General features: G+C 61.3%; 29 protein-coding genes. 15 read left to right on the top strand and 14 right to left on the bottom strand.

Going from position 1 to position 26104, the window contains the following annotated elements; genetic code table 11:
* Window positions 1-362 precede the first annotated feature (362 nt).
* The 6 genes from ASD83_RS09450 (at window position 363) to ASD83_RS09425 (ending at window position 6873) form a co-directional block, all read left to right on the top strand.
* Entirely contained in the window at window positions 363-1631 is a 1269-nt protein-coding gene (locus tag ASD83_RS09450; protein ID WP_056310274.1) for an ABC transporter substrate-binding protein, read from the top strand.
* A 90-nt stretch (window positions 1632-1721) separates the two neighbouring features.
* Complete coding sequence (locus ASD83_RS09445; protein WP_056310273.1) at window positions 1722-2702, top strand: carbohydrate ABC transporter permease; 981 nt, start codon at window positions 1722-1724, stop codon at window positions 2700-2702.
* Window positions 2702-3547, top strand: a complete 846-nt coding sequence (locus ASD83_RS09440) for a carbohydrate ABC transporter permease (protein ID WP_056310271.1) — start codon at window positions 2702-2704, stop codon at window positions 3545-3547. Before ASD83_RS09445 ends, ASD83_RS09440 begins: the two co-directional genes overlap by 1 nt.
* Before the next feature lie 158 nt (window positions 3548-3705).
* Window positions 3706-4710, top strand: coding sequence for an ABC transporter ATP-binding protein (locus tag ASD83_RS09435; protein WP_056310270.1), 1005 nt, complete (start codon window positions 3706-3708; stop codon window positions 4708-4710).
* 174 nt (window positions 4711-4884) lie between these two features.
* Window positions 4885-5673, top strand: coding sequence for a ThuA domain-containing protein (locus tag ASD83_RS09430; protein ID WP_056310267.1), 789 nt, complete (start codon window positions 4885-4887; stop codon window positions 5671-5673).
* 156 nt (window positions 5674-5829) lie between these two features.
* A complete protein-coding gene (locus ASD83_RS09425) occupies window positions 5830-6873 on the top strand; it encodes a Gfo/Idh/MocA family protein (RefSeq protein WP_056310265.1) in 1044 nt (347 codons plus the stop codon).
* Between the two features lie 119 nt (window positions 6874-6992).
* On the opposite strand, the gene ASD83_RS09420 is transcribed toward ASD83_RS09425, so the two are convergent.
* Complete coding sequence (locus ASD83_RS09420; RefSeq protein ID WP_056310263.1) at window positions 6993-7775, bottom strand: SDR family NAD(P)-dependent oxidoreductase; 783 nt, start codon at window positions 7773-7775, stop codon at window positions 6993-6995.
* Window positions 7776-7872: 97 nt separating this feature from the next.
* On the opposite strand from ASD83_RS09420, the gene ASD83_RS09415 reads away from it, so the two are divergent.
* Complete coding sequence (locus ASD83_RS09415; RefSeq protein ID WP_056312257.1) at window positions 7873-8388, top strand: MarR family winged helix-turn-helix transcriptional regulator; 516 nt, start codon at window positions 7873-7875, stop codon at window positions 8386-8388.
* Here ASD83_RS09415 and ASD83_RS09410 read toward each other — a convergent pair.
* Together ASD83_RS09410 and ASD83_RS09405 are read right to left on the bottom strand one after the other, a co-directional pair.
* On the bottom strand, window positions 8385-8657 hold the full coding sequence (locus ASD83_RS09410; RefSeq protein WP_056310260.1) for a DUF2277 domain-containing protein: 273 nt from the start codon (window positions 8655-8657) through the stop codon (window positions 8385-8387). The two genes, ASD83_RS09415 and ASD83_RS09410, sit on opposite strands and share 4 nt — an antisense overlap.
* Window positions 8658-8752: 95 nt before the next feature.
* Complete coding sequence (locus ASD83_RS09405) at window positions 8753-10354, bottom strand: bifunctional metallophosphatase/5'-nucleotidase (RefSeq protein ID WP_056310258.1); 1602 nt, start codon at window positions 10352-10354, stop codon at window positions 8753-8755.
* A gap of 251 nt (window positions 10355-10605) precedes the next feature.
* Between ASD83_RS09405 and ASD83_RS09400 the strand changes: the two genes are divergently transcribed.
* On the top strand, window positions 10606-11256 hold the full coding sequence (locus tag ASD83_RS09400; RefSeq protein ID WP_056310256.1) for a ThuA domain-containing protein: 651 nt from the start codon (window positions 10606-10608) through the stop codon (window positions 11254-11256).
* A gap of 6 nt (window positions 11257-11262) precedes the next feature.
* Here ASD83_RS09400 and ASD83_RS09395 read toward each other — a convergent pair whose 3' ends face one another.
* Window positions 11263-11901, bottom strand: coding sequence for a DUF1109 domain-containing protein (locus tag ASD83_RS09395; RefSeq protein WP_056310254.1), 639 nt, complete (start codon window positions 11899-11901; stop codon window positions 11263-11265).
* On the bottom strand, window positions 11898-12449 hold the full coding sequence (locus ASD83_RS09390; RefSeq protein ID WP_244489133.1) for a sigma-70 family RNA polymerase sigma factor: 552 nt from the start codon (window positions 12447-12449) through the stop codon (window positions 11898-11900). The genes ASD83_RS09395 and ASD83_RS09390 overlap by 4 nt, the downstream gene beginning before the upstream one ends.
* A gap of 159 nt (window positions 12450-12608) precedes the next feature.
* On the opposite strand from ASD83_RS09390, the gene ASD83_RS09385 reads away from it, so the two are divergent.
* From ASD83_RS09385 to ASD83_RS09370, 4 genes are all read left to right on the top strand, one after another.
* Window positions 12609-12899, top strand: a complete 291-nt coding sequence (locus ASD83_RS09385; RefSeq protein WP_156385903.1) for a hypothetical protein — start codon at window positions 12609-12611, stop codon at window positions 12897-12899.
* A gap of 77 nt (window positions 12900-12976) precedes the next feature.
* Window positions 12977-13825, top strand: coding sequence for a cytochrome b/b6 domain-containing protein (locus ASD83_RS09380; RefSeq protein ID WP_056310250.1), 849 nt, complete (start codon window positions 12977-12979; stop codon window positions 13823-13825).
* Window positions 13822-14613 carry a molybdopterin-dependent oxidoreductase gene (locus ASD83_RS09375; protein ID WP_056310248.1) on the top strand — a complete coding sequence of 264 codons (792 nt, stop codon included), beginning with the start codon at window positions 13822-13824 and terminating at the stop codon, window positions 14611-14613. The genes ASD83_RS09380 and ASD83_RS09375 overlap by 4 nt, the downstream gene beginning before the upstream one ends.
* 408 nt (window positions 14614-15021) lie before the next feature.
* Window positions 15022-16494, top strand: a complete 1473-nt coding sequence (locus ASD83_RS09370) for a DEAD/DEAH box helicase (RefSeq protein ID WP_082561089.1) — start codon at window positions 15022-15024, stop codon at window positions 16492-16494.
* A 194-nt stretch (window positions 16495-16688) separates the two neighbouring features.
* Here the strand turns inward: ASD83_RS09370 and ASD83_RS09365 are convergent, their stop codons facing one another.
* Together ASD83_RS09365 and otsB are read right to left on the bottom strand one after the other, a co-directional pair.
* The gene (locus ASD83_RS09365; protein WP_082561088.1) at window positions 16689-18104 is read right to left on the bottom strand and encodes an alpha,alpha-trehalose-phosphate synthase (UDP-forming); all 1416 of its coding nucleotides are present in this window, start codon (window positions 18102-18104) and stop codon (window positions 16689-16691) included.
* A 90-nt stretch (window positions 18105-18194) separates the two neighbouring features.
* Complete coding sequence (gene otsB / locus ASD83_RS09360) at window positions 18195-18980, bottom strand: trehalose-phosphatase (RefSeq protein ID WP_056310246.1); 786 nt, start codon at window positions 18978-18980, stop codon at window positions 18195-18197.
* A 234-nt stretch (window positions 18981-19214) separates the two neighbouring features.
* Here otsB and ASD83_RS21460 point away from each other — a divergent pair, with 234 nt between their 5' ends.
* Window positions 19215-19349 (top strand): hypothetical protein, encoded by a 135-nt coding sequence (locus ASD83_RS21460; RefSeq protein WP_274532577.1) that lies wholly within the window; start codon window positions 19215-19217, stop codon window positions 19347-19349.
* A 123-nt stretch (window positions 19350-19472) separates the two neighbouring features.
* Here ASD83_RS21460 and ASD83_RS09355 read toward each other — a convergent pair whose 3' ends face one another.
* The 5 genes from ASD83_RS09355 to ASD83_RS09335 all read right to left on the bottom strand — a co-directional run bounded on the left by ASD83_RS09355 (window position 19473) and on the right by ASD83_RS09335 (window position 22664).
* Window positions 19473-20096 (bottom strand): nucleoside deaminase, encoded by a 624-nt coding sequence (locus ASD83_RS09355; protein ID WP_056310244.1) that lies wholly within the window; start codon window positions 20094-20096, stop codon window positions 19473-19475.
* 7 nt (window positions 20097-20103) lie between these two features.
* Window positions 20104-20856 (bottom strand): META domain-containing protein, encoded by a 753-nt coding sequence (locus tag ASD83_RS09350; protein WP_056310242.1) that lies wholly within the window; start codon window positions 20854-20856, stop codon window positions 20104-20106.
* Between the two features lie 70 nt (window positions 20857-20926).
* A complete protein-coding gene (locus ASD83_RS09345; protein ID WP_056310240.1) occupies window positions 20927-21436 on the bottom strand; it encodes an ureidoglycolate lyase in 510 nt (169 codons plus the stop codon).
* 2 nt (window positions 21437-21438) lie between these two features.
* Window positions 21439-22257 carry a bifunctional allantoicase/(S)-ureidoglycine aminohydrolase gene (locus ASD83_RS09340; protein ID WP_056310239.1) on the bottom strand — a complete coding sequence of 273 codons (819 nt, stop codon included), beginning with the start codon at window positions 22255-22257 and terminating at the stop codon, window positions 21439-21441.
* Between the two features lie 77 nt (window positions 22258-22334).
* Window positions 22335-22664: an ArsR/SmtB family transcription factor gene (locus ASD83_RS09335; protein WP_056310237.1), complete on the bottom strand. Its 330-nt coding sequence runs from the start codon at window positions 22662-22664 to the stop codon at window positions 22335-22337.
* A 50-nt stretch (window positions 22665-22714) separates the two neighbouring features.
* Between ASD83_RS09335 and ASD83_RS09330 the strand changes: the two genes are divergently transcribed.
* Both ASD83_RS09330 and ASD83_RS09325 read left to right on the top strand, forming a co-directional pair.
* The gene (locus ASD83_RS09330) at window positions 22715-23173 is read left to right on the top strand and encodes an SRPBCC domain-containing protein (RefSeq protein WP_056310235.1); all 459 of its coding nucleotides are present in this window, start codon (window positions 22715-22717) and stop codon (window positions 23171-23173) included.
* Entirely contained in the window at window positions 23170-23532 is a 363-nt protein-coding gene (locus ASD83_RS09325; protein WP_056310233.1) for a VOC family protein, read from the top strand. The genes ASD83_RS09330 and ASD83_RS09325 overlap by 4 nt, the downstream gene beginning before the upstream one ends.
* Window positions 23533-23602: 70 nt before the next feature.
* On the opposite strand, the gene puuE is transcribed toward ASD83_RS09325, so the two are convergent.
* Window positions 23603-25021, bottom strand: coding sequence for an allantoinase PuuE (gene puuE, locus ASD83_RS09320; protein ID WP_056310231.1), 1419 nt, complete (start codon window positions 25019-25021; stop codon window positions 23603-23605).
* Window positions 25022-25079: 58 nt separating this feature from the next.
* The gene (locus ASD83_RS09315; RefSeq protein ID WP_156385902.1) at window positions 25080-26063 is read right to left on the bottom strand and encodes a LysR family transcriptional regulator; all 984 of its coding nucleotides are present in this window, start codon (window positions 26061-26063) and stop codon (window positions 25080-25082) included.
* Window positions 26064-26104 lie beyond the last annotated feature (41 nt).

Genomic DNA, 26104 nt, shown 5'->3' with positions numbered 1-26104 from the left:
CCAAAGTCTATTCAAAGCGATTTCAATTTTTGATGCAAGAGACTCCAAAGTTCAAAAATTCCTGAGGTGCGTACATCAGGGCAATTTTAACGATTAGGCGGCGATGTCGGGAAGTTTATGGATTAACTATATGAAAAGTAATGACATTTTTTGAATGATCGCAAAAATGGTGAAGATTGGTCGTGGTCGGTGCTTGACAGTTTTCTGCGGCTCTGGTTCCCTTTCATCCAAAGCGCTTTGAAAACCTGTTGGCTTGAACGGCGGGAGGGTGCTTTAGGGGAGGGAATTGCGGGCTCACGCGTATTGCGTCGGGCCGCGCCGTTTCGCCTCCCTGTGCAAGGTTTCTTTCGGGAGGATTTCCAATGACACTGAACAAGTTGCTTGTCGCGATGCTGACGAGTGTGACGCTGGTGGCTGGGGCGGCGCAGGCCGCCGAGCTTTCCATCGTTTCCGGCGATACGGGCACCGGCCTTGAATTCCTGCGCGGCCAGCTCGACAAATTCGAGGCCGACACGGGTAACAAGGTGACCATCGTTCCGATGCCATCCTCGACGACCGACCAGTTCGGCCAGTACAAGCTGTGGCTGGCTGCGGGCAATACCGACATCGACGTCTATCAGACCGACGTGATCTGGGCGCCGCAGCTCGCCGACCAGTTCCTCGATCTCACCGAGGCCGCCAAGGATGTCGTGGGCGACCACTTCCCATCGATCATCGAATCCCAGACCGTGAACGGCAAGCTCGTGGCGCTGCCGGCATTCACCGACGCTCCGGCGCTCTACTACCGCAAGGACCTGCTCGAAAAGTACGGCAAGGAAGTGCCCAAGACCTGGGCTGAGTTGACCGCCACCGCGCAGGAAATCATGGATGGCGAGCGCGCCGACGGCAATGCCGAAATGTGGGGCTTCGTGTTCCAGGGCAATGCCTATGAAGGCCTGACCTGCGACGCTCTTGAATGGGTGAAATCCTTCGGCGGCGGCCAGATCGTCGAGGCCGATGGCACCATCTCGATCAACAACGAGCACGCCGCCAAGGCGATCGACCTGGCCGCAAGCTGGATCGGCACCATCGCTCCGGAAGGCAACCTTGCCTATATGGAAGAAGAAAGCCGCGGCGTCTGGCAGCTCGGTAATGCCGTGTTCCACCGCAACTGGCCCTATGCCTATTCGCTGGGCAATGGCGCCGACTCCCCGATTGCCGGCAAGTTCGACGTTGCCCCGCTGCCGGCCGGCGACGGCCCGGATGCCCGCTCGGCTGCTACGCTCGGCGGCTGGAACGTTGCCGTTTCCAAGTACTCGCCCGATCCGGATGCCGCCATCGCACTGGCGCTCTATCTGAGCTCGTCCGAAGTGCAGAAGGAACGCGCGCTGATGCAGTCCAACCTGCCGACGATCGAAGCGCTCTATGACGACGCCGATATCGCCGCCAAGCAGCCGATCATCCCGGCCTGGAAGGAAATCTTCCAGAACGCGGTGCCGCGTCCGTCCGCTCCGACCCAGGTCAAGTACAACGAGGTTTCCTCGATGTTCTGGAGCGCCGTGCACTCCACGCTTTCGGGCAATGGCACTGCTGCCGAGAATCTCGAAGTTCTCGAAGCCGACCTGACCGAACTCAAGGGCGACGCCTGGTAAGTCCTCCCAGGGCCCAATGACAGGGCGGACGGCCGGATTTCCGGCCGCCCGCCCTGCGCAATGAATGACTGCACGTTGGGAGGAGCAACGATGACAACCGAAACACTGGCGCCTTCCGCCAGGGCGGCTGCGCCAAAAGTGAAATCGGAACTGATGCAGCAGCGCATTCGCGCCGCGCGCCTGTTCCTCATCCCAATGTTGATCGCCCTTGCGGTGGTGGCCGGGTGGCCGCTGCTGCGCTCGATCTATTTTTCCTTCACCGATGCCTCGCTAAGCAATCTCGAGGCGGCGCAGTGGATCGGGTTTGGCAACTACTTCCGCTGGACTGTGCTCGAAAGTGGCACAGTGCGCTATCGCGGACTGCTGGTCGATCCGGCCTGGTGGAATGCGGTATGGAACACCGTGCGCTTCGCCTTTCTCTCGGTGCTTTTCGAAGCCGTGCTCGGGATGATGGTGGCGCTGGTGCTGAATGCGGAATTCAAGGGCCGCGGTATCGTTCGCGCCGCCATCCTGATCCCGTGGGCCATCCCGACCATCGTTTCCGCCCGTATGTGGGGCTGGATGCTCAATGACCAGTTCGGCATTCTCAACGATCTCGGGATGCGGCTGGGCCTATTGAGCCAGAAAGTGGCCTGGACAGCGACGGCCGATACGGCGATGACGGCGGTGCTGATCGTCGATATCTGGAAGACGACGCCATTCATGGCGCTGTTGATCCTTGCCGGTCTGCAGATGATCCCCAAGGATATCTATGAGGCCGCCGAAATCGACGGCGTGCATCCGGTCAAGCAGTTCTTCAAGATCACGCTGCCGTTGGTCCGCCCGGCGCTGATGGTGGCGATCATTTTCCGCCTGCTCGATGCGCTGCGCATCTTCGACCTCATCTATGTGCTGACGCCCAATAGCGCCTCGACCAAGACGATGAGCGTGCTGGCGCGCGAAAATCTCTTCGACTTCGACAAGTTCGCCTATGGCTCGGCCATGTCGACCTTGCTGTTCCTGATCATCGCCTTGCTGACCATTCTCTATATCTGGCTGGGGCAGGTGAAGTTCGACGGGGGAGACCGATAATGGGTGCGACTTTCGATCTCTGGAAGGCGACCAAGTGGGTGCTGTTCTACCTGCTCGTTGCCGTCATCGTCGTGGTGAGCGTGTTCCCGTTCTACTATGCGATCCTGACAAGCTTTAAGACCGGTACGGCGCTGTTTCAGGTCAATTACTGGCCGACCTCGTTCAGCCTCGACAACTATTGGAACGTGCTGAACTCGGGCAGTTTTCCGCGCAATCTGCTCAATTCGATCTTCGTGTCTTCGGTAACGGTGATCCTGGCGCTGTTTTTGGCCATCACGGCCTCGTTCGCGCTGGCTCGCGTCCGGTTCCGGGGCAGGGGTCTCCTGCTGCTGACCATCCTCGGGATCTCGATGTTCCCGCAGATGGCGGTGCTGGCTGGTCTCTTCGAGGTGATCCGGGCGCTTGGCATCTACAACACGCCCTGGGCGCTGATCTTCTCCTATACGATCTTCACGCTGCCCTTCACCGTGTGGGTTCTGACGACCTTCATGCGGGACCTGCCGGTGGAAATCGAGGAAGCCGCGATCGTCGATGGGGCTTCGCCCTGGGTCATCATCACCCGCGTGTTCATGCCGCTAATGTGGCCGGCGCTGGTGACGACGGGCATTCTGGCCTTTATCGGGGCCTGGAACGAGTTCCTGTTCGCGCTGACCTTTACCTCGAACAACGACACGCGCACCGTGCCGGTGGCTATCGCGCTACTGTCGGGCAGCACCCAATATGAAATCCCCTGGGGCAATATCATGGCCGCCTCGGTCATCGTCACCGTGCCTCTGGTGATCCTCGTTCTCGTCTTCCAGCGTAAGATCGTGTCGGGCCTCACGGCCGGCGGCGTCAAAGGCTAAACCCGATGATCAATCAGGTAAGGCTGGCCTGCAAATTCCAATCTGCTGCGCTTCCGGTCCTCACGTACTTTAGTACGCTCCGGTCCGGTTCTCGCAGATCGAAATTTTCGTCTCAGCCTGACCTGACTGACCAATCGGCTTAAAGGAGTTACAAAAAAATGGCTGCGATCGAACTTCGCAATGTCCGCAAGTCCTTTGGCATGGTCGACGTGATCAAGGGCGTCGATCTCGAAGTCCGCAAGGGCGAGTTCATGGTGTTTGTCGGCCCATCGGGCTGCGGCAAATCTACACTGCTGCGCCTGATCTCGGGGCTTGAGGATATCACTTCGGGCGACATGCTCTTTGACGGCAAGCTGGTCAATGCGCTGGCGCCGAGCAAGCGCGGCATCGCCATGGTGTTCCAGTCCTACGCGCTTTATCCGCATATGACGGTTTACGAAAACATGGCTTTCGGGCTGACGCTCGAGAAGGGCAAGGGCAAGGAAGAAATCCGCCAGCGCGTGGAAAAGGCCGCCGACATGCTGCAAATCCGGCAGTATCTCGACCGGTTGCCCAAGCAGCTTTCGGGCGGACAGCGTCAGCGCGTCGCCATTGGCCGCGCCATTACCCGCGATCCCAAGGTGTTCTTGTTCGACGAACCGCTGTCGAACCTCGACGCAGCGTTGCGCGTGGCGACCCGTATCGAGATCGCCAAGCTGCATGAGAGCATGGATCATGTGACCATGATCTATGTGACGCACGATCAGGTGGAAGCCATGACCCTGGCGGACCGCATCTGCGTGCTGCGCGACGGTTATGTCGAACAGGTCGGTACGCCCATGGAGCTTTATGAGCGCCCGGACAGCATTTTCGTTGCCGGTTTCATCGGCTCGCCGAAAATGAACTTCATTGCCGGCGACAAGGCCGAGAAATTCGGCTGCAAGACGCTGGGTATCCGTGGCGAGCATATGGATGTCAGCGCGGACGGTATCTGGGAAGGTACGGTGATCCATACCGAAAATCTCGGGGCGGATTCATACGTCTATCTCGATATGGGCCAGGAAGAACCTATCGTGGTGCGTCTCGATGGCACGGCGACCTATCAGAGTGGCGCAGTTGTGAAGGTTTCGCCGCAAGAAGAGCGCATTCATCGCTTTGATGCTGACGGCAAGCCGATCCGCTGACAAAAATTCGAGGTGACGGTCCAAGCATCGTCACCTTTTCCATCCACCGTGTCATTCCCGCGGAAGCGGGAATCCCCTTCGTGCAGAGGGAGATTCCCGCTTCCGCGGGAATGACGCGGAGAAAACTGAATGGCGATCGCCTCCCCGCCTCGCCACGAAACTAGGAGACTACCAATGCCGATCCGTACCCTGGTCTGGGGCGAGAACGTCCACGAGCAGAAGAACAAGACGGTTGCCGAAAATTATCCCAACGGCATGCACAACCAGATTGCCGCGCTGCTCAAGCAGGACAGCAATATTTCCACCAAGACCACGACGCTGCAGGAACCGGAACACGGCCTGACCGACGCCGTGCTGGCCGAAACCGACGTGCTGGTCTGGTGGGGTCACGCCGCGCATGACAAGGTCGACGATGTGGTCGTCAAGCGCGTGATGGAGCATGTGTGGCAGGGCATGGGCCTGATCGTGCTGCATTCGGGCCACCATTCGAAGGTGTTCAAGGGCCTGATGGGCACTCCGGCAAACCTCCACTGGCGCGAGGCGGGCGAACGCGAGCGTCTGTGGGTCGTCAATCCGGGCCACCCGATCGCTAGGGGCCTGCCGGCCTATTTCGAGCTCGAATATGAAGAAATGTATGGTGAGCCCTTCTCGGTGCCGGAGCCGCTGGAAACCGTGTTTGTCTCCTGGTTCCAGGGCGGCGAAGTGTTCCGTTCGGGCCTGACCTATCGCCGTGGAGCGGGCAATATCTTCTATTTCCGCCCCGGCCACGAAACCTATCCGACCTATCACGACGCCAATGTCGGCCAGGTGCTGCGCAATGCAGTCAACTGGGCCTATAACGGCGACCGCCATGCACATCTGATGAAGGCGCCGAATACGCCGGTCGGCGAAGCGATCGAAAAGATCGAAGAGCGCGGCGCCAAGCTTTCGTCGGCAGACCACGCAGGCGAAGTGAAGAAGTAAGACTTTCCACGCTCACGGTGTCACCCCGGCGAAGGCCGGGGTCCATCCTGGGGTGGTTGGACTAGATGATATCTCAGGATGGGTCCCGGCCTTCGCCGGGATGACATCGAGTGTTTTGGAACATCGCGGCCCGCGGGCCCATACGGGAATAAAAATATGCGTATCCTCATTCTGGGGACCGGCGGCATGGCCAATCAGCATGCCAAGCATTTTGCCGCCATCGATGGCGTGACGCTGGTGGGCGGGGTGGACGTCGATCCGGCGCGGGTCGAGGCGTTCAATAAGGTCCATGGCATCGAAAGGGGCTTTGGCTCGCTCGATGCGGCGATCGCCTGGGGCGAGTTCGACGCGGTGGCCAATGTCACCCCCGATAGCATCCACCATCCGACGACGATGGCGGCGCTCAATGCCGGCAAGCACGTCTTTTGCGAAAAGCCGCTGGCGACGGACCATGCCAAGGCCATGGAAATGACCGAGACGGCCGAACGGCTCGGCCTCGTCAACATGGTCAACCTGACCTATCGCAATGTCGCGCAGCTGCAAAAGGCGCGCGAGATCGTGCAATCGGGGCAGGTTGGCGGCGTAAAGCACTTTGAAGCGAGCTATCTGCAGAGCTGGCTGGTGTCGAAGGCCTGGGGCGATTGGCGCACGGAAAGCCAGTGGCTATGGCGCCTGTCGAAAAAGCACGGCTCCAACGGCGTGCTCGGCGATATCGGCGTGCACATTCTCGACTTTGCCGCCTATGGCGCGGGTAGCGATTTTTCCAACGTGTTCTGCCGCCTACAGACCTTTGACAAGGCTGAGGGCAATAGAATTGGCGAATATGATCTCGATGCCAATGACAGCTTTGCCATGACGGCGCAGCTTGAGAACGGCGCGCTGGGCGTGGTGCATGCGACACGCTGGGCGACCGGCCATTTCAACGAATTGCGCCTGCGCGTTTACGGTGAAAAGGGCTCGGTGGAAGTGCAGCATAGGCACGACTGGTCCAAGCTCTTTACCTGCCTTGGCGACGATATCGAAACCGGCACCTGGACCGAGGTTGCCGTCGATCCGGTGCCGACGAATTACCAGCGTTTTGCCGATGCCGTGCGCATGGGCAAGAATCTGGAGCCGAGCTTCCGCCACGCGACGAATATTCAGAAAGTGCTGGATCTGGCGACGGTGACGGATCGGGATCGGACCGAGCATAGGGTCTGATTTCAGGACGCCGTGGAGAGACAGACATCTCGAGATGGGCCCCGGCTTTCGCCGGGGTGACAATCGCGAGTAGGAAAGATTGAAGGGCCGCGCCGAGTGATCGGGGCGGCCTTTTTGTTTTAGGCGGCGGCGTAGCGCGATGCGGGGCTGCCGTTTTGGGTGCCGCCGAAGAGGTTTTGGCGGGCGGTGTCGTAGGTGTTCCAGAGATCGAGATCGTGGACCGAGGGCAGGGTGACCTCTTCGCCGCGGTCGAGGCCGGCGAGGGCGGCATCGACGAGTTGTTCGGCGGTCATGAAAACTGACTTGTCGAAATTGTCGATCGAGACGCCGGCGGCGTCGTAGAATTCGGTGATGGTGCCGGCGGGGAGAACGGCCTGGACGTGGACGCCATCGGCCGCAACTTCCTGTTGGATGCCGCGGCTATAGGTGAGGACGAAGGCCTTGGTGGCGCTATAAAGCGATGTAACCGGCAGGGCATGGAAGGCGAGGACCGAGCCGATATTGACGATGGTGCCGGACTTGCGGGTGCGCATGCCGGGGAGGGCGGCGCGGGTGAGGCGGGTCAGGGCGGTGATGTTGAGAGCAAGGGTCTGGGCGGTGGCTTCATCGCTGAGATCGGCGGTGGACGAGATCGGACCCATGCCGGCATTGTTGATGAGAAGGTCGATCTGCTGGTCGCGGAGCGCGGTTTCGACGCTCGACATGCCGGTTTCCGCCGAGAGATCGGCAGCGATGGTGCGGACGGAAACGCTACGGTCCTGCTGCAACCGGGCGGCGAGGTCGGATAGGCGGTCTGCGCGGCGGGCGACGAGGACGAGATCATAGCCACGGGCGGCGAGGCGCTGGGCGTAGACGGCGCCGATGCCGGAGGAGGCGCCGGTGATGAGAGCGGTTTTGGACATGGAGGACTCCTATTGTTGAGTGCTCAACTAATTGGGATCAGGCCCTGTCCTTGTCAATGGTGCTGTGCTCAACTATTTTATCGGGTGGAGAATGACAATGGCAAAAACCACGCCTACCGACGTTGAAAGCACCGAGGCCTATGACCCGCTGAACTGCACGCATACCGCGCTGCGCGTGGCGTCGCGGCAGCTCACCCAGCTTTACGACGATGCGCTTGCCCCTTCGGGATTGACGTCCGGGCAGTCCCTGGTTGTGTCCCGGATCGAGGAATTCGGTGGCGTGCCCGGCGGCACTGGGCCGTCATTGCAGGCGCTGGCAAAGCGGCTTTCGATCCAAATCTCGGCATTGACGCATGCGCTGCGGCCGCTAGTGCGGGATGGACTGGTGGAAGTGGTGGTCGACGAGAACGACCGGCGGGTCAAGCGGGCCGTATTGACCGCTCAGGGGCTGAAACAGACGCGGCAGATGACTGTGCTGTGGCGCGAACTGAACCAGCGGATAGACGCGGTATTGGGTGTTGGCACGACCGAGCAATTGCGCGGATTGGCGAGCCTTGTCGCAGCGCCCGAATTTGCCGAGAAGGTGTTGGCGGCAGAGGCCGCCGGCGCTTAAGCGGTGCCGTAGCGCTCGCGGGCGCGTTCACGAGCCTTGGCGGCGACGATGTCGCGATCCTTGGCCGGCGCTTTGGTATCGAGTGCATTCAAGAGCTTGCGGACCGATTTTTCGATGTCCTCCACGGCGTCATAAAACGCTGCTTCATTGGCCTGCGAGGGGCGGTTGAATCCGGAGATCTTGCGGACGAACTGGAGTGCCGCCTCGTGCATTTCGTTCTTGCTGGCGGGCGGCTCGAAGTTGAAGAGCGGTTTGATATTGCGGCACATGGCGTTTTCCTTGGGCGCGCTATCGCACCGGTCAAAAAGAGATAACGCAAAAGGGCGCCCGATGGGCGCCCTTCGCTTTCGTATTGATGGACGGGTTATTTCACCGTGATGCGGCCATCGAGATAGGGGGTGTATTCGCCGCCGAGCTTGGCGATGTATTCGGCAACCACCTGTTCGAGCGGCGGGCCGAAGTCATAGGGCTTGTCGCCTTCAGCGAAGGTGCCATAGCCGTCGCCGCCGCCACGCACGTAATTGTTGGTGACGATGGTATAGGTGGCGTCTTCATCGATCGGCACCCAGGTGTCGCCTTCGCCCTTGACCAGAACGTCGCTGATGCGATCGCCAGCGGGATTGGCGAGGGTGTAGGTGTATTTGAGGCCAGCAACCTGGGCAAAGCGGCCAGCGCCGTTTTCGATATCGCTGGTGCCATTTTCGAGGGCTTCGATCACATCGGCGCCGCTGATCTGCACGGTGGCGAGGGTGTTGGAGAAGGGCAGCACGGTCAAGACGTCACCCACGGTGATTTCACCGGCATCGATGGAGGCGCGGATGCCGCCGCCATTCTGGAAGGCGATGGTGACGCCCTGATCGGCGACGCGATCAAGAATGGCATCGGCCAGAAGATTGCCCATGGAGCATTCTTGGACGCGGCAGACTTCGCGGGACCCTTCGAGCTTGTCGGTGGTGGTGCCGATGACCTGGCTGGTCATTTCCTCGATGGGGCCGAGGAGGGTCTGGAGCTGGCCCTTGAAGTCTTCATTGGCGGTGACCGAAGCATCGATCAGGTAGGGTTCGCCCTCGGCCTTGGTGACGGTGCCGTTGTCGTCCCAGGTGATGGCGATGTCGCCGAGATATTTGCCGTATTGATTGGCCTGGACGACCGGCACTTCGACGCCCACGGGATTGGTGACCATGGTGGGGTAGGGGCCGGCGGCGCCTTCGGCGGTGTTGGACAGAAGGGTGTGGCTGTGGCCGCCTACGATCACATCGACCAGCGGCAGGGAGGCGGCGACGTTGAGGTCTTCGTTGTAGCCGATATGGCTCAGAAGGATGATCTTGTTGACGCCGGCCGCATCGAGCGCTTCGGAGGCGCCGCGGACATATTGGATGACATCGTGGAACTCGACATCGCCGGGCGAGGCGATTTCGGGGGTGTCTTCGGTGGTGGCGCCGATGATGCCGATCTTTTCGCCGCCGACTTCGATGACGATGGAGCCCTGGATCTTGCCGCGCAGGCCTTCATCCTTGGTAACGTCGAAATTGCCGCCGATGATGGGGAATTCAGCGGCTTCGATGAATTTCAGGAACTCTTCCGGGCCATCGTCGAATTCATGATTGCCGGTGGCGACGACGTCAAAGCCCATCTGGTTGAAGAAGTCGGAAACGACCTTGGACTTGTAGGTGGTATAATAGAGCGAGCCCTGGAAATTGTCGCCGGCCGAGAGCAGCAGCGAATTGCCGGCTTCGTATTTGGCGCGGGTGTCGTCGATGATGGTTTTGAGGCGTGCAATGCCGCCGAAACATTCGCCCTTGGCGTCGGTTTCTGCGTCGCAGTTCGAGTCCGACCCGGTGATCGGATCAAAGCGCGAGTGGAAATCGTTGATGTGCAGGATGTTGAGTGTGAATTCGGCATGGGCGGCGGTCGAAAAACCGGCGCAGAGGGTGAGCGCGGTGGCGCCCAGCAAAAGCTTCTTCATCCCTGTGGTCCCTTCGTGATTGCAGCGAGTCCCTGCTTCGACATCAGGCGCTCCCGACATTTTTTTCGTGTCGCCACTGAAGCATTAAGGAGAGTTAACCAGCTAATTGTGACAGTGGAAAGTGTTTCATTTCCGAGATTTATCCGGCGGTTGGCGGCAAGCGAGCGTGTGCCGCAATCACTGCCATTTGGGGTTTCAATAGCGGTTGAGTCAGGTATTCTCCGCCCCGTTTGATTTGAGGGGGTACCCTGATGCGTAGTGCTTTGATCGTCTATGGCGGCTGGGAAGGCCATGATCCTGAGGAATGCGCGACGATCTACCGTCGCTGGCTGCACGAGGATGGCTATTCGGTGCGCACGGCGACCGAAACCAGCGCCTTTGCCGATCCGTCCATTCGAGATCTGTCGCTGATCATTCCGATCTTCACCATGAGCAAGATTGCCAAGGAAGAGGTCGAGAATCTTACCAAGGCTGTCGAGGGCGGCGTAGGCCTGGCCGGGCACCATGGCGGTATGAGCGATGCGTTCCGCGATGCGGTGGACTATCAGTTCATGGTCGGCGGCCAGTGGGTGGCGCATCCGGGCAATATCATCGACTACACGGTCGACGTGACCAAGCCCGAGGACCCGATCATGGCGGGGATTTCGAGCTCGTTCCTCTACAAGTCCGAGCAATATTACATGCATGTCGATCCCTCTAACGAGGTGTTGGCGACGACGACTTTTACCGGCGAGCATGCATCCTGGATCGACGGCGTGGTGATGCCCGTCGTCTGGAAGCGCTGGCATGGCAAGGGCAAGGTGTTCCACATGACGCTGGGGCATCAGGCCAAGGAATTCGAAAATTCCAATATGGCGACGATCATGCGCCGCGGCATGAACTGGGCCGCCAAGGACGAATAGGTTAGCCTACCAGCGTAATGCAAACTTTCCGATGATGGCGCCCAAGAGTGCCGTCATCGCAATGCCCAAAGAATACCAGACGGCCATGAACATCATGCCGGTCTCGCCGCAATAAAAGGCATAGACCAGCGCGCCGAAGCCGCCAGCAACGAGGCCGGCCGCGAAGCCGGCGAGGGTGGGCGAGCGTGGGGCGAGGCTGCGCATGGCCGCCAGCAGCATGGCAAGAACAGGCAGGCCCGTGAGCGTGATGAGCCAGGGGCAGACCATGGCCGTGTTGCCCATCAGGACCGGCATAGACCAATCGGCGCGCATCCAATCCATGGTGCCGAGAGCCAATGCGAGCAGCACGAGAAGCCCGGCGACCAGAAGCGGCCAGATTATGCGGCCATCAGGGCGCGTAAGGACGGGGGCCGCGGCGAGACCGATGAGGCCGAAAGCCGCCGTGTAGCCCATTTTTACCCAGAACATCGGGCCGCCAAAGGCGCCGCCGAAGGGGCGGCCCAGCGTAAGATCAAGAACCAGCCATGCCGTGACGGACGTGATGGCGAGGCCGGCAAGAAGGGCTCGCCACAGGCGCCGCTCTATTGCGCGGGGCGGAATGGGCCGCAGATCGGAGGACAGGCGAGCGATCAGGTCGTCGGTCATGGCTCGCCTCTTCCGAATTTAGCCACAAGGGACTTGAGGCCGCGGTGAATGGAGACTTTTGCCGCGGTTTCGGTGATGCCGTGGCGGGCCGCGGCTTCGGCGATGGTGGCGCCTTCGAGGCGGGTTTCGCGAATGAGTTCGCCGGTGCGCTCCGGCACGAATTTCAGCACGGCTTCCACGTCCCGGCGATCGGCGGCATTGGCGCTATCGTCTGACGCAAAGACAGGCGCATCCTCCTCCAGCGGTACGGTAGGCCGGATGGCATGGCGGCGGACGTGATCGACGAATTTGTGATGGGCGACCGCGTGTAGCCACGCGGTAAAAGGGCGGGTCCGATCGTAGGTTATGCGCCGGGTATGCACGGCGAGCAGTGTTTCCTGCACGAGGTCCTCCGCGTGCGACGCATAGGCGGTGCCGAGGCGCCGCGCGAACCATGGGCGTAGATATCGGGCAAGATCGGCCAGCAGCGCGCGATAAGCCGCCCCGTCGCCATCGAGCGCGGCCAGCATCAATTCTCGCAACCGCATCTCTGTCTTGTCCGCCTGCATTGGTTCTCCATTCGCGGCAAAGCGGAGCAAGGTTACACCGCAGGGCGAAAAAAGCGAGGCGGGAACACGGCTGCGTGATCGGGGTAACCTCGTCCATGCAATCGGCGAATGGCTTGACGATCCGTGGCAGGGGCCGCGGTCAAGACAAGGGAAATGACCATGTTTATCAAGACCGCCAGCCTTTCCGCCGTTGTTGCGCTCGCACTGTTCATGGGAGGCAGTGCCTTTGCGCAAGATGCCATGGCCGCTCCGGCCGCTGACGCAATGGGTGCGATGGCGCCGATGATGAGTGACGACGATCTCAGCAAATGCATCGATCAGGCCAAGGCCATCACCTTCGCCGATGTTGCCATGGTGGCCGAAGAGGCCTGCCATAGCGTGCACAATGGCCAGGGCGCGATGGGAGGAGATGCGATGATGGGTGGCGATGCGATGGCTCCCAAGAAATAAAATAGGCGTGATGGCGACCATCTGCGCGATGCAATACCGTTGCTATTGGCAGATGGTGCCATTTGCCGGGGGAGATCATGAGCCAAGCTGACGAGCTTTCAACCAAACGCGGGCCGCTGGTTTATCGCCAGTCGATTTTTACGCGGGTGACGCATTGGGTCTGGGCGGTCTGCCTGTTTTTCCTGCTGCTCTCGGGGTTGCAAATCTTCAATGCGCATCCCTCGCTTTATATCGGGCAGCAGTCGGGCTTTGAGTTCGACAATGCGGTGCTCGAAATCGGGGCGGTGAATACGCCGGAGGGGCCGCGGGGACGCACTACGGTTTTTGGGCAGAGTTTTGATACGACCGGCGTGCTCGGCATGAGTGGCACGGCGGAGGCACCGCAATATGTGGGGTTTCCGGGGGCGGTGACTATTCCCTCGTTCCGCGACCTGGCCACCGGGCGGGTGGTGCACTTCTTTTTTGGCTGGGTGCTGGTGGCGGCGTTGTTCGTCTGGTTTCTTGCCAGCTTCATCAATGGGCACCTGCGGCGGGACATCGTGCCCAAGGGCTCGGACATTTCCGGGCTGCCGAAGGATGCGATGGATCATGCGCGGTTGAAACTGCATCATGGGCGGCGCTATTCGCCTTTGCAAAAGTTGAGCTATTTCGCGGTGTTCTTCGTGCTTTTTCCGCTGATCGTTTTGACGGGACTGACCATGAGCCCCGGTATGGATGCGGCCTGGCCGTGGCTGCTTGACCTGTTCGGAGGGCGGCAGACGGCGCGGACGATCCATTTTGGCGTCATGGTGCTGCTGGTGCTGTTCTTTGTCGTGCACATCATCATGGTGTTGCTGGCGGGGCCGCTCAATGAACTGCGCTCGATGATCACCGGCTGGTATCGGACGAGCCCGGGCACGCCGACCGAGGCTGGAGACAAGCCATGAGCAATCTCATTCTCAATCGGCGGAAACTTCTTATCGGCTCGGCGGCACTTGGATCGAGCCTGGCGCTGACGGGCTGCGATCAGTTCGATTTTCTGGGGCAGCGCGGCAATCCGGTGCGGCAGGCGCTGGAGCAGGCCAATGTTCTTACCTATCGGGCGCAGCGGGCGCTGATCGGGGATCAGGTGTTGGCGCGCGAATATGCGGCCAGCGAAATCCGGCAGGGCATGAAGCCGAACGGATCGACCGAACCCTCGACCCCGGAATATATGTTTTTGAAGGCGCAGAATTTTGCGCCCTACAAGCTGACCATCAAGGGCATGGTGGAGCGCGAAGTGTCGTTCTCGCTCGACGAATTGCGCAATATGCCGGCGCGCAGCCAAATCACGCGGCACGATTGCGTCGAGGGCTGGAGTTGCATTGCCAAGTGGACGGGGACGGCGCTGGGTCCAGTGCTCGACATGGCCGGCGTAAAGCCGGAGGCGCGGTATTGCGTCTACCATTGCTTCGACAATATCCAGAAGACGCTTTCGGGCGATGTTTTCTATTATGAGAGTTCGGACCTGGTGGATGCCTATCATCCGCAGACGATCCTCTCCTATGGCCTCAACGATCAGGTGTTGCCGGTGAGCAATGGCGCGCCGGTGCGGCTGCGGATCGAGCGGGCGCTGGGGTACAAGCAGCCGAAATATCTGCACACGATCGAGCTGGTGGATGATCTGACCCCGTTTGGACGGGGGCGGGGCGGCTATTGGCCGGACAACGGGTATGATTGGTATGGTGGTATTTGAGACCGCGAAATCGTGGCTCACATCACCCCCTCCCATCCTCCCCCTGGTAGGGGGAGGGATCTGCCGGTGGCTCACTGGCGGTTTAACACACTCGATGCGTTCCTCCCCCTATCAGGGGGAGGTTAGGTGGGGGTGGGATGGTCGGTGAGTTCCCTCTCACAAACCTCCCATGCGCCTGCCACACTTGCCTTTTGGGGCTTTTTCCCCCATATGGGGCGCAGCGTTGCGGCCAAGTGTGCCGCTAACGGGCTTCTCTTCTTACTCAAGCGGTGAGCGGCGAAGTCATCCCGGATAGCAAAGTGCTCCGGGTTTGAGCCAGCACCCGCGCGATAAATCCCTATCGCCCGATTGCAATTTTTGTTCCTGGTGCCTGCATTTCGCAGAGCGCCCGCGCAGCATTTGCGCATCATGAAAGATCAAGATTTGACCGATTTTTCCAGTCTCGGACTTCCTGAAAACCTGACCAACAGCCTCAAGGCTGCAGGCTTCGAGACCCCCACCAAGATCCAGAGCCAGGCCATTCCGAAACTGCTCGAAGGCCGGGACGTGCTGGGTATTGCCCAGACCGGTTCGGGCAAGACGGCTGCCTTTGGCCTGCCGATCCTCGCCGGTATCGGCGAACTGACCGGCCGTCCGCGGCCGATGACCACGCGCGCGCTGATCCTGGCGCCGACGCGTGAACTGGCCGTGCAGATCGAAGAAAACATCCGCAAGTTTGCCGGCAGCAAGTTCCGGCTCGACACCGTGCTCGTGCTGGGTGGCGTGTCGCGCTACCATCAGGTGCAGAAGATCGCCAAGGGCGTCGACGTCGTTGTCGCGACCCCGGGCCGTCTCAAGGACCTGCTCGACGACAACAAGATCCGTCTCAACGAGACGCGCTGGCTGGTGCTCGACGAAGCTGACCGCATGCTCGACATGGGCTTTATTGCCCCGGTCAAGGCGATCGCCAAGGCCATCGGCCTTCGCCGCCAGACCATGCTGTTCTCGGCCACGATGGCGCCGGAAATCGAAGACCTTTCCAAGGGCCTCCTTAAGGACCCGGTGAAGGTCGAGGCTTCGGTTCAGGGTTCGACCGTCGTCAAGATCGCTCAGCGCGTCATTCTCTCCGGTTCGAAGGCCAAGCGCGGCGTGCTCAATGGCCTGCTCGACGACGAGAAGGAAGGCATGAGCCGCGTTATCGTCTTCGCGCGCACCAAGCATGGCGCCGATCGCGTGAACAAGAACCTCGCCATCGACGGCTACGAAGCGGCCGCGATCCACGGCAACAAGAGCCAGAATGCGCGTCAGGCGGCGCTCAAGGGTTTTGCCAGCGGTAGCGTGCGCATTCTCGTGGCGACCGATATTGCGGCGCGCGGCATCGACGTGCCGGGCATTACGCATGTGGTGAACTACGATCTGCCCGATGATCCGGAAAACTATGTGCACCGTATCGGCCGTACCGGCCGCAATGGCGCCGAGGGCATTGCGATCACGCTTTGCGACGGCACCGAGCGCTCGAAGCTCCGCGATGTCGAAAAGCTGATCCGCCGCACGCTGCCGCTTTCGGGCGATCTCAACATGGTTGAGGAAGCCACTGCCGTTCGTGCGCCGCGCAATGCCCCCGGTGCTCCGGCTGGTGCGCGCACGGCGCGTAACCCCAAGCCAATGAGCCAGCGCAAGTTTAATACGCCGCGCCCGGGTGGCGAGCGTGGCAAGGGCGGCGGTCCCCGCGAGGCCAACGCTCCGCGGGAAGCTAGTGCCGCTGCTGGCCGTGATGCCCGTAATCCGCTGGCTCCGGCTCGCTCGGTGAAGCCACCGCGCGCGGATGGTCTCAAAGCCAAGCCGCGTTGGACAACAGGGGCGAAAAAGTCCGCTGCACGCACTCGTCGCGGCGAAGGCTAATCAGAACAAAGGGCGGCCCGGTGGCCGCCCTTTTTGATTCAGAAGCGCGGTGGCCGGTCTCACTACTGCATTGGCAGATGGTTCAATGTGGGCATATCGGCTATGCCCCTATCTGGCTTGCTGACACGACCATAGCGGAGAATGCCCAGGGGCGGGCATTACTCCTTGGTTAATGGCGTGACCACCTGGTCATCTCACGCCACCGAAGCCATGTAGATTACGTCGCGGGCGCCGGCTCCGGCTTCGCCGATGCCGGGGGAGAGGCGCTCGAGAAAGCTCAGGGCCCAATCATCGACATTGTGGGCTTCGGCGGCGGCCATGAGGGCGTTCCATCTGGCTTTGCGCTCATCAAGCGGCATGTCGAGCGCCATGCGCAGCGCCTCGGCGGTCTCGTCGGTGTCGAAGGGATTGACCAAGAGGGCCTCGGGGAAGATTTCGGCGGCACCGGCGAAGCGGGAGAGGACCAGGACGCCGGGATTTTCCGGGTCCTGCGCACCGATATATTCATGGGCGACGAGGTTCATACCGTCGCGGAGGGGGGTGACGAGGGCAACGCGGGCAAGGCGATAGAGACCGGCGAGGCTGGGCTGGCCATAGGCGCGCTTTACATAGGTGAGGGGCGCCCAATCGGGTTCGGCAAAGCGACCCATGACGCGGCCACACATGGCATCGAGCGTGTCGCTGGTTTCCTGATATTCCTTGATGCTGTCGCGCGAGGGCGGCGCGACCTGCAGAAGGTGTACGTTGCGGCGGAAGCGCTGGTTGTTGGCGAGGAGCTTTTCATAGGCTTCGACGCGCTGGGGCAGGCCCTTGGAATAATCGAGACGGTCGACGCCAAGGATCAGCGCCTGTTCGCCGAGGGCGCGGTGCATGCGGTGGATCATCTTCTTGGCGGCGGGGCTGGTGGCGAGGCGCGAGAAGGCTTCGGGGTCCGAGCCGATGGGGAAGGCGGCGACTTCGGTGGTCGAGAAATCGAGCGCTTCGGTGGGGCGCGGGCCGAAGGTGGACGGCGCCTGGTGTTCGGCGAAATCGGTGAAGGCGGCCACGTCGCGATTGGCCTGGAAGCCGATGAGATCGTAACGCGACAGGTCGCGCATCAGGTCGCCATGATGGGGGATGGCGTAGAGCGCATCGACGGTGGGGAAGGGGATGTGGAGATAAAAGCCGATGCGGTTTCTGGCGCCGAGGCTGCGAAGTTCGCTTGCCAGCGGGATCAGGTGATAGTCGTGGACCCAGACCACGTCATCGGGTTTGAGAAGGGGCATCAGGGCCTTGGCGAACTGGGCGTTGACGCGGCGATAGCCTTCGTACCAGTGGCTCTCGATGGTCGCCAGATCGAGCCGGAGATGGAAACTTGGCCAGAGAATGGAATTGGAAAAGCCGGAATAATAAGCGCGGTGGTCGTCGGGCGAGAGATCGATCTGGGCTATATGGAGGCCATCGATGTCTTCAAAGCGCGCTTTGCTTTCGGGGCTCTCGGTCAGTTTGCCGGACCAGCCGAACCAAAAACCTTCGCGTTCGCCCAACACTTTCTTGAGCGCCACGGCGAGGCCGCCGGCGGCGGGACCCTTGCCGGGTGTGCGATTGGAAACGATGACGATGCGGCTCATGGCAGACGGGCCCCCTGTACCAAATTCAAAATGATGCCGGGCGCAAAGCGCCCGGGTCGCGGTCGTGTCGATTTATGCGGCGTAGCGAAATCAGTTCGCCACGGCGTCGGTGAGCAATGGTTCTTCGCGGTGCATGAGATCGCCCAGGCCGCCGATCAAGGCGCGGACCGAGGTGACGTCGGCTATGCGCAGGCGGGCGGCGGTGTCGCCGGGGCCGATCTTGATGCCGACCCCACCCAGTTCCTGGGCAGCACGGAAGGCGTCTTCGTCGGTGACGTCGTCGCCGATGAAAATAGGGGTGCGGCCGATGAAGGGTTCTTCGAGCATGAAGGCGCGGAGGGCGGCTCCTTTGTCAAAACCGATGGGGCGAGCCTCGTAGACCATCTTACCTTCGACGACCGAATATTGCGGATGGTCGGCCAGAATTTCCTCGAGGGCGCGAAGGCAGGCGTCCGCAAGCTCCGGCGCCTGGCGATAATGGAGGGCCACCGTGCCGGGCTTGGGTTCGATCATCAATTCGGGATGGGCCATGGCGAGGGGTTCGATGGCGCGGGCGATTTCTTCGGCGCCAGCGATCAACTCATCGTCGACTTCTTCCATCGAGCCATCGGCGCGGCGGCGTTGTGAGCCGTGGGCGCCGGCAATGGGCAGGTGCAGGGGGGCCAGAAAGCGATCGATGTCGGCGATTTCGCGGCCGGTTATAACGGCGAAGGCATTGTCGAATTCGCGGGTGATGCGCTTGATCTGTTCGGCGAGATCGTTGGGGACGTGGATCGAATCCGGCGTCTCGGCGATCTCCACCAGCGTGCCGTCGAAGTCAGTGAACAGGGCGAGCGCAGGGGCCTCGGCGCCGGGTTCGAGAAGCAACTGATTCATCGGAATTCCTCACATGGCACTTGGGGCTCATGCAAGGAAACGTCAGCAAGCCGAAAAGGTTCGCGTCACATGCCTGCCATGCACGCGGCGGGAATGTGAACGAAACATTAATCACGCATTCGTGACCCATTCAGTCGTGGAGCGATATCGCTTGTTCCAACGTTGCTACGATACGCCCTGCGTTAAACGCGGGGATGAAAAGTTGAGGGAAAACAACATCAAATGCGCCCGCTCATGTCTAAGCCCGCTCAGTCTCAAATGCTGCTATCGGCCCTGTTCGTCGCCGCCCTGAGCTTCATCACGCTTGCGGCTTCGTTTGCTGAAATGCCGGTCGAAAATGCGCCAGCTGAGGCGAGCGTTCATGAATAAGGCAGAGCTTTCGGATCGTGATCGGCTCAATCTGAGCCTGTGGCGCGTTGTGCTGCCCATGCCGAAGACAGCGCAGGCTGTGACCGGCGTTATCCGTCGTCCGCTGAAATCGCTGCGCAAGTTTCAGGCGAGTGGGATGCCCTTATTGCCTTTGTCGCGCTGATAGACGGCGGAAAGGTCGGCATAGGCGGCGCTGATGTCGTCGAGGCGGGCAAGGAGGTTTTCGCGGTGACCGCGATCGAGGCCCGCTACCATTTCCTGCAGGCCCCGGCTTTTGAAAAAGGCGTTGCTGCGATTGTAGAGCGGACGCTCCGGGGGAACGGCGCTGCGGTCTGGATCGGGCACGGCATAGACCGCTTGCAGGATCTGGATGTCGTAGGGAATGCCAAAACTGTCGCGGCTGTCTTGGTAGGTAAAGAGATAATAGAAATTATCAAAGCCTGACCAGGTGATGCCGGAGAGGCAGAGCGAGCAGGGCTCGTGCGAGGTCAGGAAGACGCAGTCTTTGGTTGCCGGGCGCTGATCTTCGGGCAGTTCGAAAAAGCGTTTTATGGCGTGCATTTCGCCGTGCCAGAGCGGGTTTTCCGTCTCGTTATTGGTTTCGGCCACGACCACGGACAGGTCTGATTTTTTCAGGATGGCGGCGCCGAAAAGCTTGTTGCCTTGGGCAACGCCGCGCGCGGTCATGGGAATGATGTCTTGTTCGATGACGTCGAGAAGGCGCGAGATGAAGTCGGCAGTTTCCAAGCTGACTCTACTCCTTGGCTCGCACGAGGCCGATCAGCGGCACTTCGGCGGCATCGAGGAGGCGCAGGCTGTCGTCGGATAGTTCGTAGCTGTTCACCGCGACGAGGGCGGCGAAGAAGGCGCTTTCCTGGGCCATGACGACTGGTTCGCAGGCCATGCGCGTCGAGGCGGGGGGAGCGAATTGCAGCTTGGCTGCGTCCAATGTCGCCTGGGTGAAAAAGCTGTTGCAGCCGGCATGACCATCGATGCGGAGATCGGCGGCGATGGCAAGGGTCAGGGGAGTGGTGCCGAGGACGGGGCTGCCGCTGATGCTGGTTACGGTCCAGGTGGTGTCGGCGATGTTGGGAACCGCTTCGGGCTCAGGCGGAGCCGGTGCTACGGGAACTCTCGTGACGAGGATCGAAACAGGCACCGGCGCTGTCAAATCCACGGGCATGGCGGGGCTATTGCGCCACATCGCCGATCCGCCAACCCGGATTTCGGCGACGAGGCCGAAAGTGCCGCCAGATTTTGCGACATCGCTGCGAATGGCGAGAGAGAATTGCAGCGGCACCTGGCCGCCGGCGGGGATTGATGCGCCAGCGCCGACGACGGGTTGGCCGCCGGACAGGGCCACGAGGCCAACATGCAGAGTTGCACCGGGCGGCAGCGCCATGCGCTCGCGATAGAAGACATCGCCGGTCAGCGTCAGATCGTCGGCGCTGGCGGGGCCGACAAGCAGCATGAGCGAAAGCACAAGCGTCAGGAACCGATTTAGCATGGCAGTCCTCCTTGTTGCGCTCAACGTAAACCAGCCCGGGACCACTGGCGAGGTAAAGCCGCCGAAGCGGTTAAGCACCTCGTTCGCGGTGGGTCACAAGGAAGGGCGGGTCGAGGGGGAATTCCTCGAGATTATTGCCATCGCCGCCGCGGTCGACGACGAGGAAATCGGTTTCCTTGTCGAGCGGCGTGAGAACGCCATGCCAGGTGTTCATGGCGATATTGACCCCTTGCCCGGGGCCGGGGAGGAAGGCGCGGATATTGACCGGCGTGCCGCTATTGTCCTCGGCAACGATCACCAGCCAGTGGGCTTCGCCGATGGGATAGAAGGCCTGGCTGCCGAGGGGGTGGCGTTCGACGAGCGTCAGGCTGAGCGGCAGGGCGTAGGGTTGGCCGCGGAAGATGGAGATGAGCGGGCGGGGATGAACGCCGCCCAGCTCTACCTTGGCGAGATCATGGAAGCGCTCGGTCTTGCCGGCATTGATCGGATAGTGGTGCGCGCCAGTGGTCTGGATAACCTGGCCGAAGGGGGCGAAGGTCTCGGGTGTCAGCGGCTCGATGTAGATGGTGCGGTCGCTCATGGTCAGAACGGGAGCTTCGCGTGGCGGTTAACGTCTTTATAGAGCAGGTAACGGAAGCGCTCGGGGCCGGCATAGCAGGCCTGGGGGCAGAAGGCGCGCAGCCACATGAAATCGCCGGGCTCGACTTCGACCCAATCGCGATTGAGGCGATAGACCGCCTTGCCTTCGAGCACATAGAGGCCGTGCTCCATGACGTGGGTTTCTTCGAAGGGGATGACCGCGCCGGGTTCGAGGGTGACGATATTGACGTGCATGTCGTGCCGGAGGTCGGTGGGTTCGACGAAGCGCGTTGTGCCCCAGGTGTCCCTGGTGCCGGGCATCCAGCGGATAGGTTCATCCTGTTCGTTGGTGACGAAAGCGGGCGGGATGTCGATGCCCTCCACCACGTCGTAGCGCTTGCGCACCCAATGGAAACGGGCGGGCGAGGTGTTGCGATTGACAAGGCTCCACTCAGTGCCGGGAGGAAGGAAGGCGTATCCGCCCTCCTTCAGGATATGCGGTTCGCCGGCAATAGTGAGGTTGATCTCACCAGCGACGACGAAGAGGACGCCTTCGGCTTCTGGGTTCTGTTCGGGACGGTCGCTGCCACCCCCGGGAAAGACTTCGACGATGTATTGCGAAAAGGTTTCGGCAAAGCCCGAGAGCGGGCGGGCGATGATCCAGGCCCGCGTATCGCGCCAATGGGGCAGGTAGGAGGTCACGATGTCGCGCATCACACCATTGGGAATGAGCGCATAGGCCTCGTTGAAGGTGGCGCGGCCGGTGTGAAGGGCCATCTGCGCGGGCAGGCCGGCGATGGGAGAAGCGTAGGTCGTTGCCATGGGCTCTAGTTCGGTCAGGACGATTCCGCTTGAGACTAGAGCCTTGTGGGCCGGGAGGCCAAGGCCTTGGGGCCGATTTATTCGCTGCGTTCCATTTCGTGCTTGAGGCGGCTCAACATGCTCGCCGCATAGGCGGCATAGGGGCCGATCCAGCGCTCGTGAATGGCGTGGACGGGCAGGGCGTCGAGATGGTTCCAGCGCTCGCGCCCGCGGCGCTCGGGGACGACGAGGCCGGCTTCTTCCAGGACGCCGAGATGCTGCATGACGGTGCAGCGGTCGAGTTCGGGGAAGGCGGCGCAGAGCGTACCGGTCGTGGCAGGACCAGCCTTGAGCGCATCGAGCATGCGCCGCCGGATGCGGTGGCCAAGCGCCTTGAAAATCAGGTCGTCTGCGTCGTCGGTTGACATGTTATGTTTTTATAACATATCGTTTGGGGCGTCAAGCAGAGGAGAGCAGCATGGCCTATGAATTCACGGTGGGCGGCCGGATCGCCAAGCCCGTGCGGGAGGTGTTCGAGGCGGTGGTCGATCCCAAGCAGCTATCGCATTATTTCACTACAGGGGGCGCCGAAGGGCGGCTCGAAAAGGGGGCGACGGTGACATGGGATTTCCATGACTTTCCGGGTGCTTTTCCCGTGCACGTCGTCGATGTGGTGAAAGACAAACAAATCGTGCTGCGCTGGGAGGCGCCGCCGGACGGCGATCCGGCCGGAAACTATGAAACCACTGTGACGATGACCTTCGAGGGTCTGGAGGATGGCCGCACGCTGGTGCGCATTCATGAGGCCGGATGGCGCGAGAACGAAGCCGGGCAGAAGGCGTCCTATGGCAATTGCGAAGGCTGGACGGGCATGCTCGCGGCAATGCGCGTGTGGCTTGAGCACGGCATCCACTTTCGCGAGGGTTTTTACAAATGACGGGAACCGCGGTCGGTGGCCTCAATATTGCGATGAAAGTGCCAACGCATCAGTACGAGGCGGTGGTCGCGTTCTATCGCGATATTCTGAAGTTGCCCGAACTTGAGGGCGGTAGCGACGTGTCGTTTGCCTATGGGCCAAACCGGCTCTGGATCGACAATGTGCCGCAGATGTCGCAGGCTGAACTCTGGCTCGAACTGGTCACTCCCGACTTCGACGAGGCGGCAGCGACGCTGGAAGCGGCGGGGGTGACGCGCAATGACGGGATCGAGCCATTGCCTAATAGCGAGAGTTTCCGGGGCGGTTGGGTCTTCAACCCTGCCGGCATTGTTCACCTGCTGAAGCAAAGCAAGGTTTGATGGGTGCGACGATGGAGATGGTCCGCACACATGGGTGCGCGGACATTTCAAAAGAAGGGCGAGCGCCGGCTTAGGGCAGGATCGCCTTGAGCCTCAGTAGAGCGATGCGCTCGACCTGGGCGCAGGCGGTGGCGAACTCGGCTTCGGCGGTGTTGGCGAGGCGCTTTTCGAAGGTTTCGAGAATGGTGGCCTTGGTGTTATCGCGGACCGCGATGATGAAGGGGAAGCCGAATTTCTGCGTGTAGGCGGTGTTGAGCGCGGTGAACTTTTCGCGCTCTTCATCGGTCAGGGCGTCGAGGCCGGCGGAGGTCTGTTCGGCGGTGGAGTCGGCGGTCAGGCGCTTGGCGGCGGCGAGTTTGCCGGCAAGATCGGGGTGGGCGCGGAGGACGGCGAGGCGTTCTTCGGGCGTTGCGGCGCGGAACTGGGTGCGCAGCGCAAAGTGGAGGCCGACGGCAGTGTCATTGGCGGGGGCGAGCTCGCCATCCCAGGCGCGTTCCGCGATCCAATGGGAGTGCTCGAAGATTGAACCATAGCGGGTGACGAAGTCGGCCCGGTCGAGCTGGCTGGGGATGGCTTCGGGAGCGAGGTAGGGATGCTGCTCGGCCCAGTGGCGGGCGATGTCGAGGCGGGTCGGGACCCAGACTTTGCCTGACGACCTGATGTAGTCCACGAATTTTTTCAGGCCCTGGAAGCGGCCCGGCTGGCCGACGAGGCGGCAATGGAGGCCCAGCGACATCATCTTGGGGCTGCCTGCCACGCCTTCAGCATAGAGGCAGTCGAATGTGTCCTTGAGGAACTGGAAATATTCCTCGCCATTGTCGAAGCCGGGGCCGGTGACGAAACGCATATCGTTGGTGGAGAGGGAATAGGGGATGATCAGCTGCGGCTGGCCGTGGATGACTTTCCAATAGGGCAGGTCATCGTCGTAAGTGTCTGAAATATAAGCGAAGCCGCCGTGTTCGGCGACGAGATCGACGGTATTGAGCGAGGAGCGGCCCGTATACCAGCCGAGGGGGCGGGAACCGGTGGCGAGCGTGTGGAGGCGGACGGCCTCGGCGATCTGGGCGCGCTCTTCGGCGGGCGGCATGTCCTTGTGCTGCACCCACTTATAGCCGTGGGAGGCGATTTCCCAGCCGGCTTCCTGCATGGCGGCGAGTTGCTCGGGCGCGCGCATCAGGGCGGTGGCGACGCCGTAGATGGTGATGGGCAGGTTCGCTTCAGTGAAGAGACGGTGGAGGCGCCAGAAGCCGGCGCGGGCGCCGTATTCGTACATCGACTCCACATTGGCGTGGCGCTGGCCGGGCCAGGGGGCGGCGCCGAGCACGTCGACGAGAAAGGCCTCGGAGGCTGCGTCGCCGTGGAGGATATTGTTCTCGCCGCCCTCTTCGTAATTGAGCACGAATTGTACCGCGATATGGGCGCCGCCCGGCCAGTTCGCATTGGGAATATTGCGGCCATAGCCTTGCATGTCGCGGGGGTAGCGGTTCATCGATGTCTCGTTAGTGAGAGGAAGTGGCATTCAGGTAAGCGCAAGTTTGGCGATTGCGCTAGATGGCGCCGGGCAATTGCAGTTCTTCGAAATAGCTTTTGGCGTGATCGAAAAAGATGGCGGGGGCGAGGTGGAGAGCGCTGCCATTGCGGACCAGGATGCCAAATCGATTGGTGGGCAGGCCATTGTCGGTCAGGGGTTTGAAGAGGAGGCGGCCATCGGCAATTTCGTTTTGCGCGCCGATGGGGGTCATGATGGAGAGGTAATGGCCGCCGAGAGCCAGTTCGACCAGCATGCGAATGGAATTGACCTCGACCATGGGCGGCAGCATGGCGCCGGAGCGGCGGAGGAAGGGGTCGATGACCTCGCGGATGGAGATTTCCGGGCGGGCGACCGCGAGGGCGTGATCGAGGCACTGGTCCATGGTGAGGTTTTCGGCGGAGGCCAGGGGGTGGCCGGGTACCATGACGGCGCCGATGTGGACGTCGCGGCGGAAGGCGATATCGACCTGGCGCGGGGGTTTTGAGATGAAGCCGAAGCCGATGTCGACCCGCTCTTCGACGAGGCGTTCTACCACCTCGCTCGAGGACATGATCGAGAGATCGATGGTGAGGCGGGGATAGCGCTGGCCAAAATCGGAAATCAGACGCGGCAGGAAGGAAAGGCCGACGCTTTCGACTGTGCCGATGCGGACGACGCCGGCACGGACGCCGCGAAGGAGCTCGATTTCGGAGACGGCGGCTTCCATGGGGGCAGTGAGGCGGCGCGAGTGGCGGAATAGGATTTCGCCGGCGGGCGAAAGGCGCATGCGGCGCTTGTCGCGGAGGAAGAGGGCGATGCCCAGGGCGTCTTCGAGCTGGGCGACTTGTCTCGTGACGGCGGAGGAGGCGACGTTGAGGCGACGGGCGGCCTCGCGGATCGAGAGGTGGGTGGCGACGGCGTTGAAATAAAGCAGCGATGGCTGATGGAAGACACGGGCGAGGAGACCAGCGGAAAGCGCGTGTTCGCGAGGGCGGTCTATGGTCGGGCTCTTGTCGGTCATGATGGGACTTGCTGTTGCCGTTTCGGCAGCATAGTGCTTCC

It is taken from the genome of Devosia sp. Root685 (assembly GCF_001427875.1).
In the GTDB taxonomy this organism is placed as follows: domain Bacteria; phylum Pseudomonadota; class Alphaproteobacteria; order Rhizobiales; family Devosiaceae; genus Devosia.
The sequence above is the reverse complement of the archived record's forward strand: the minus strand, read 5'-3'. Positions and strand labels throughout refer to the sequence as shown.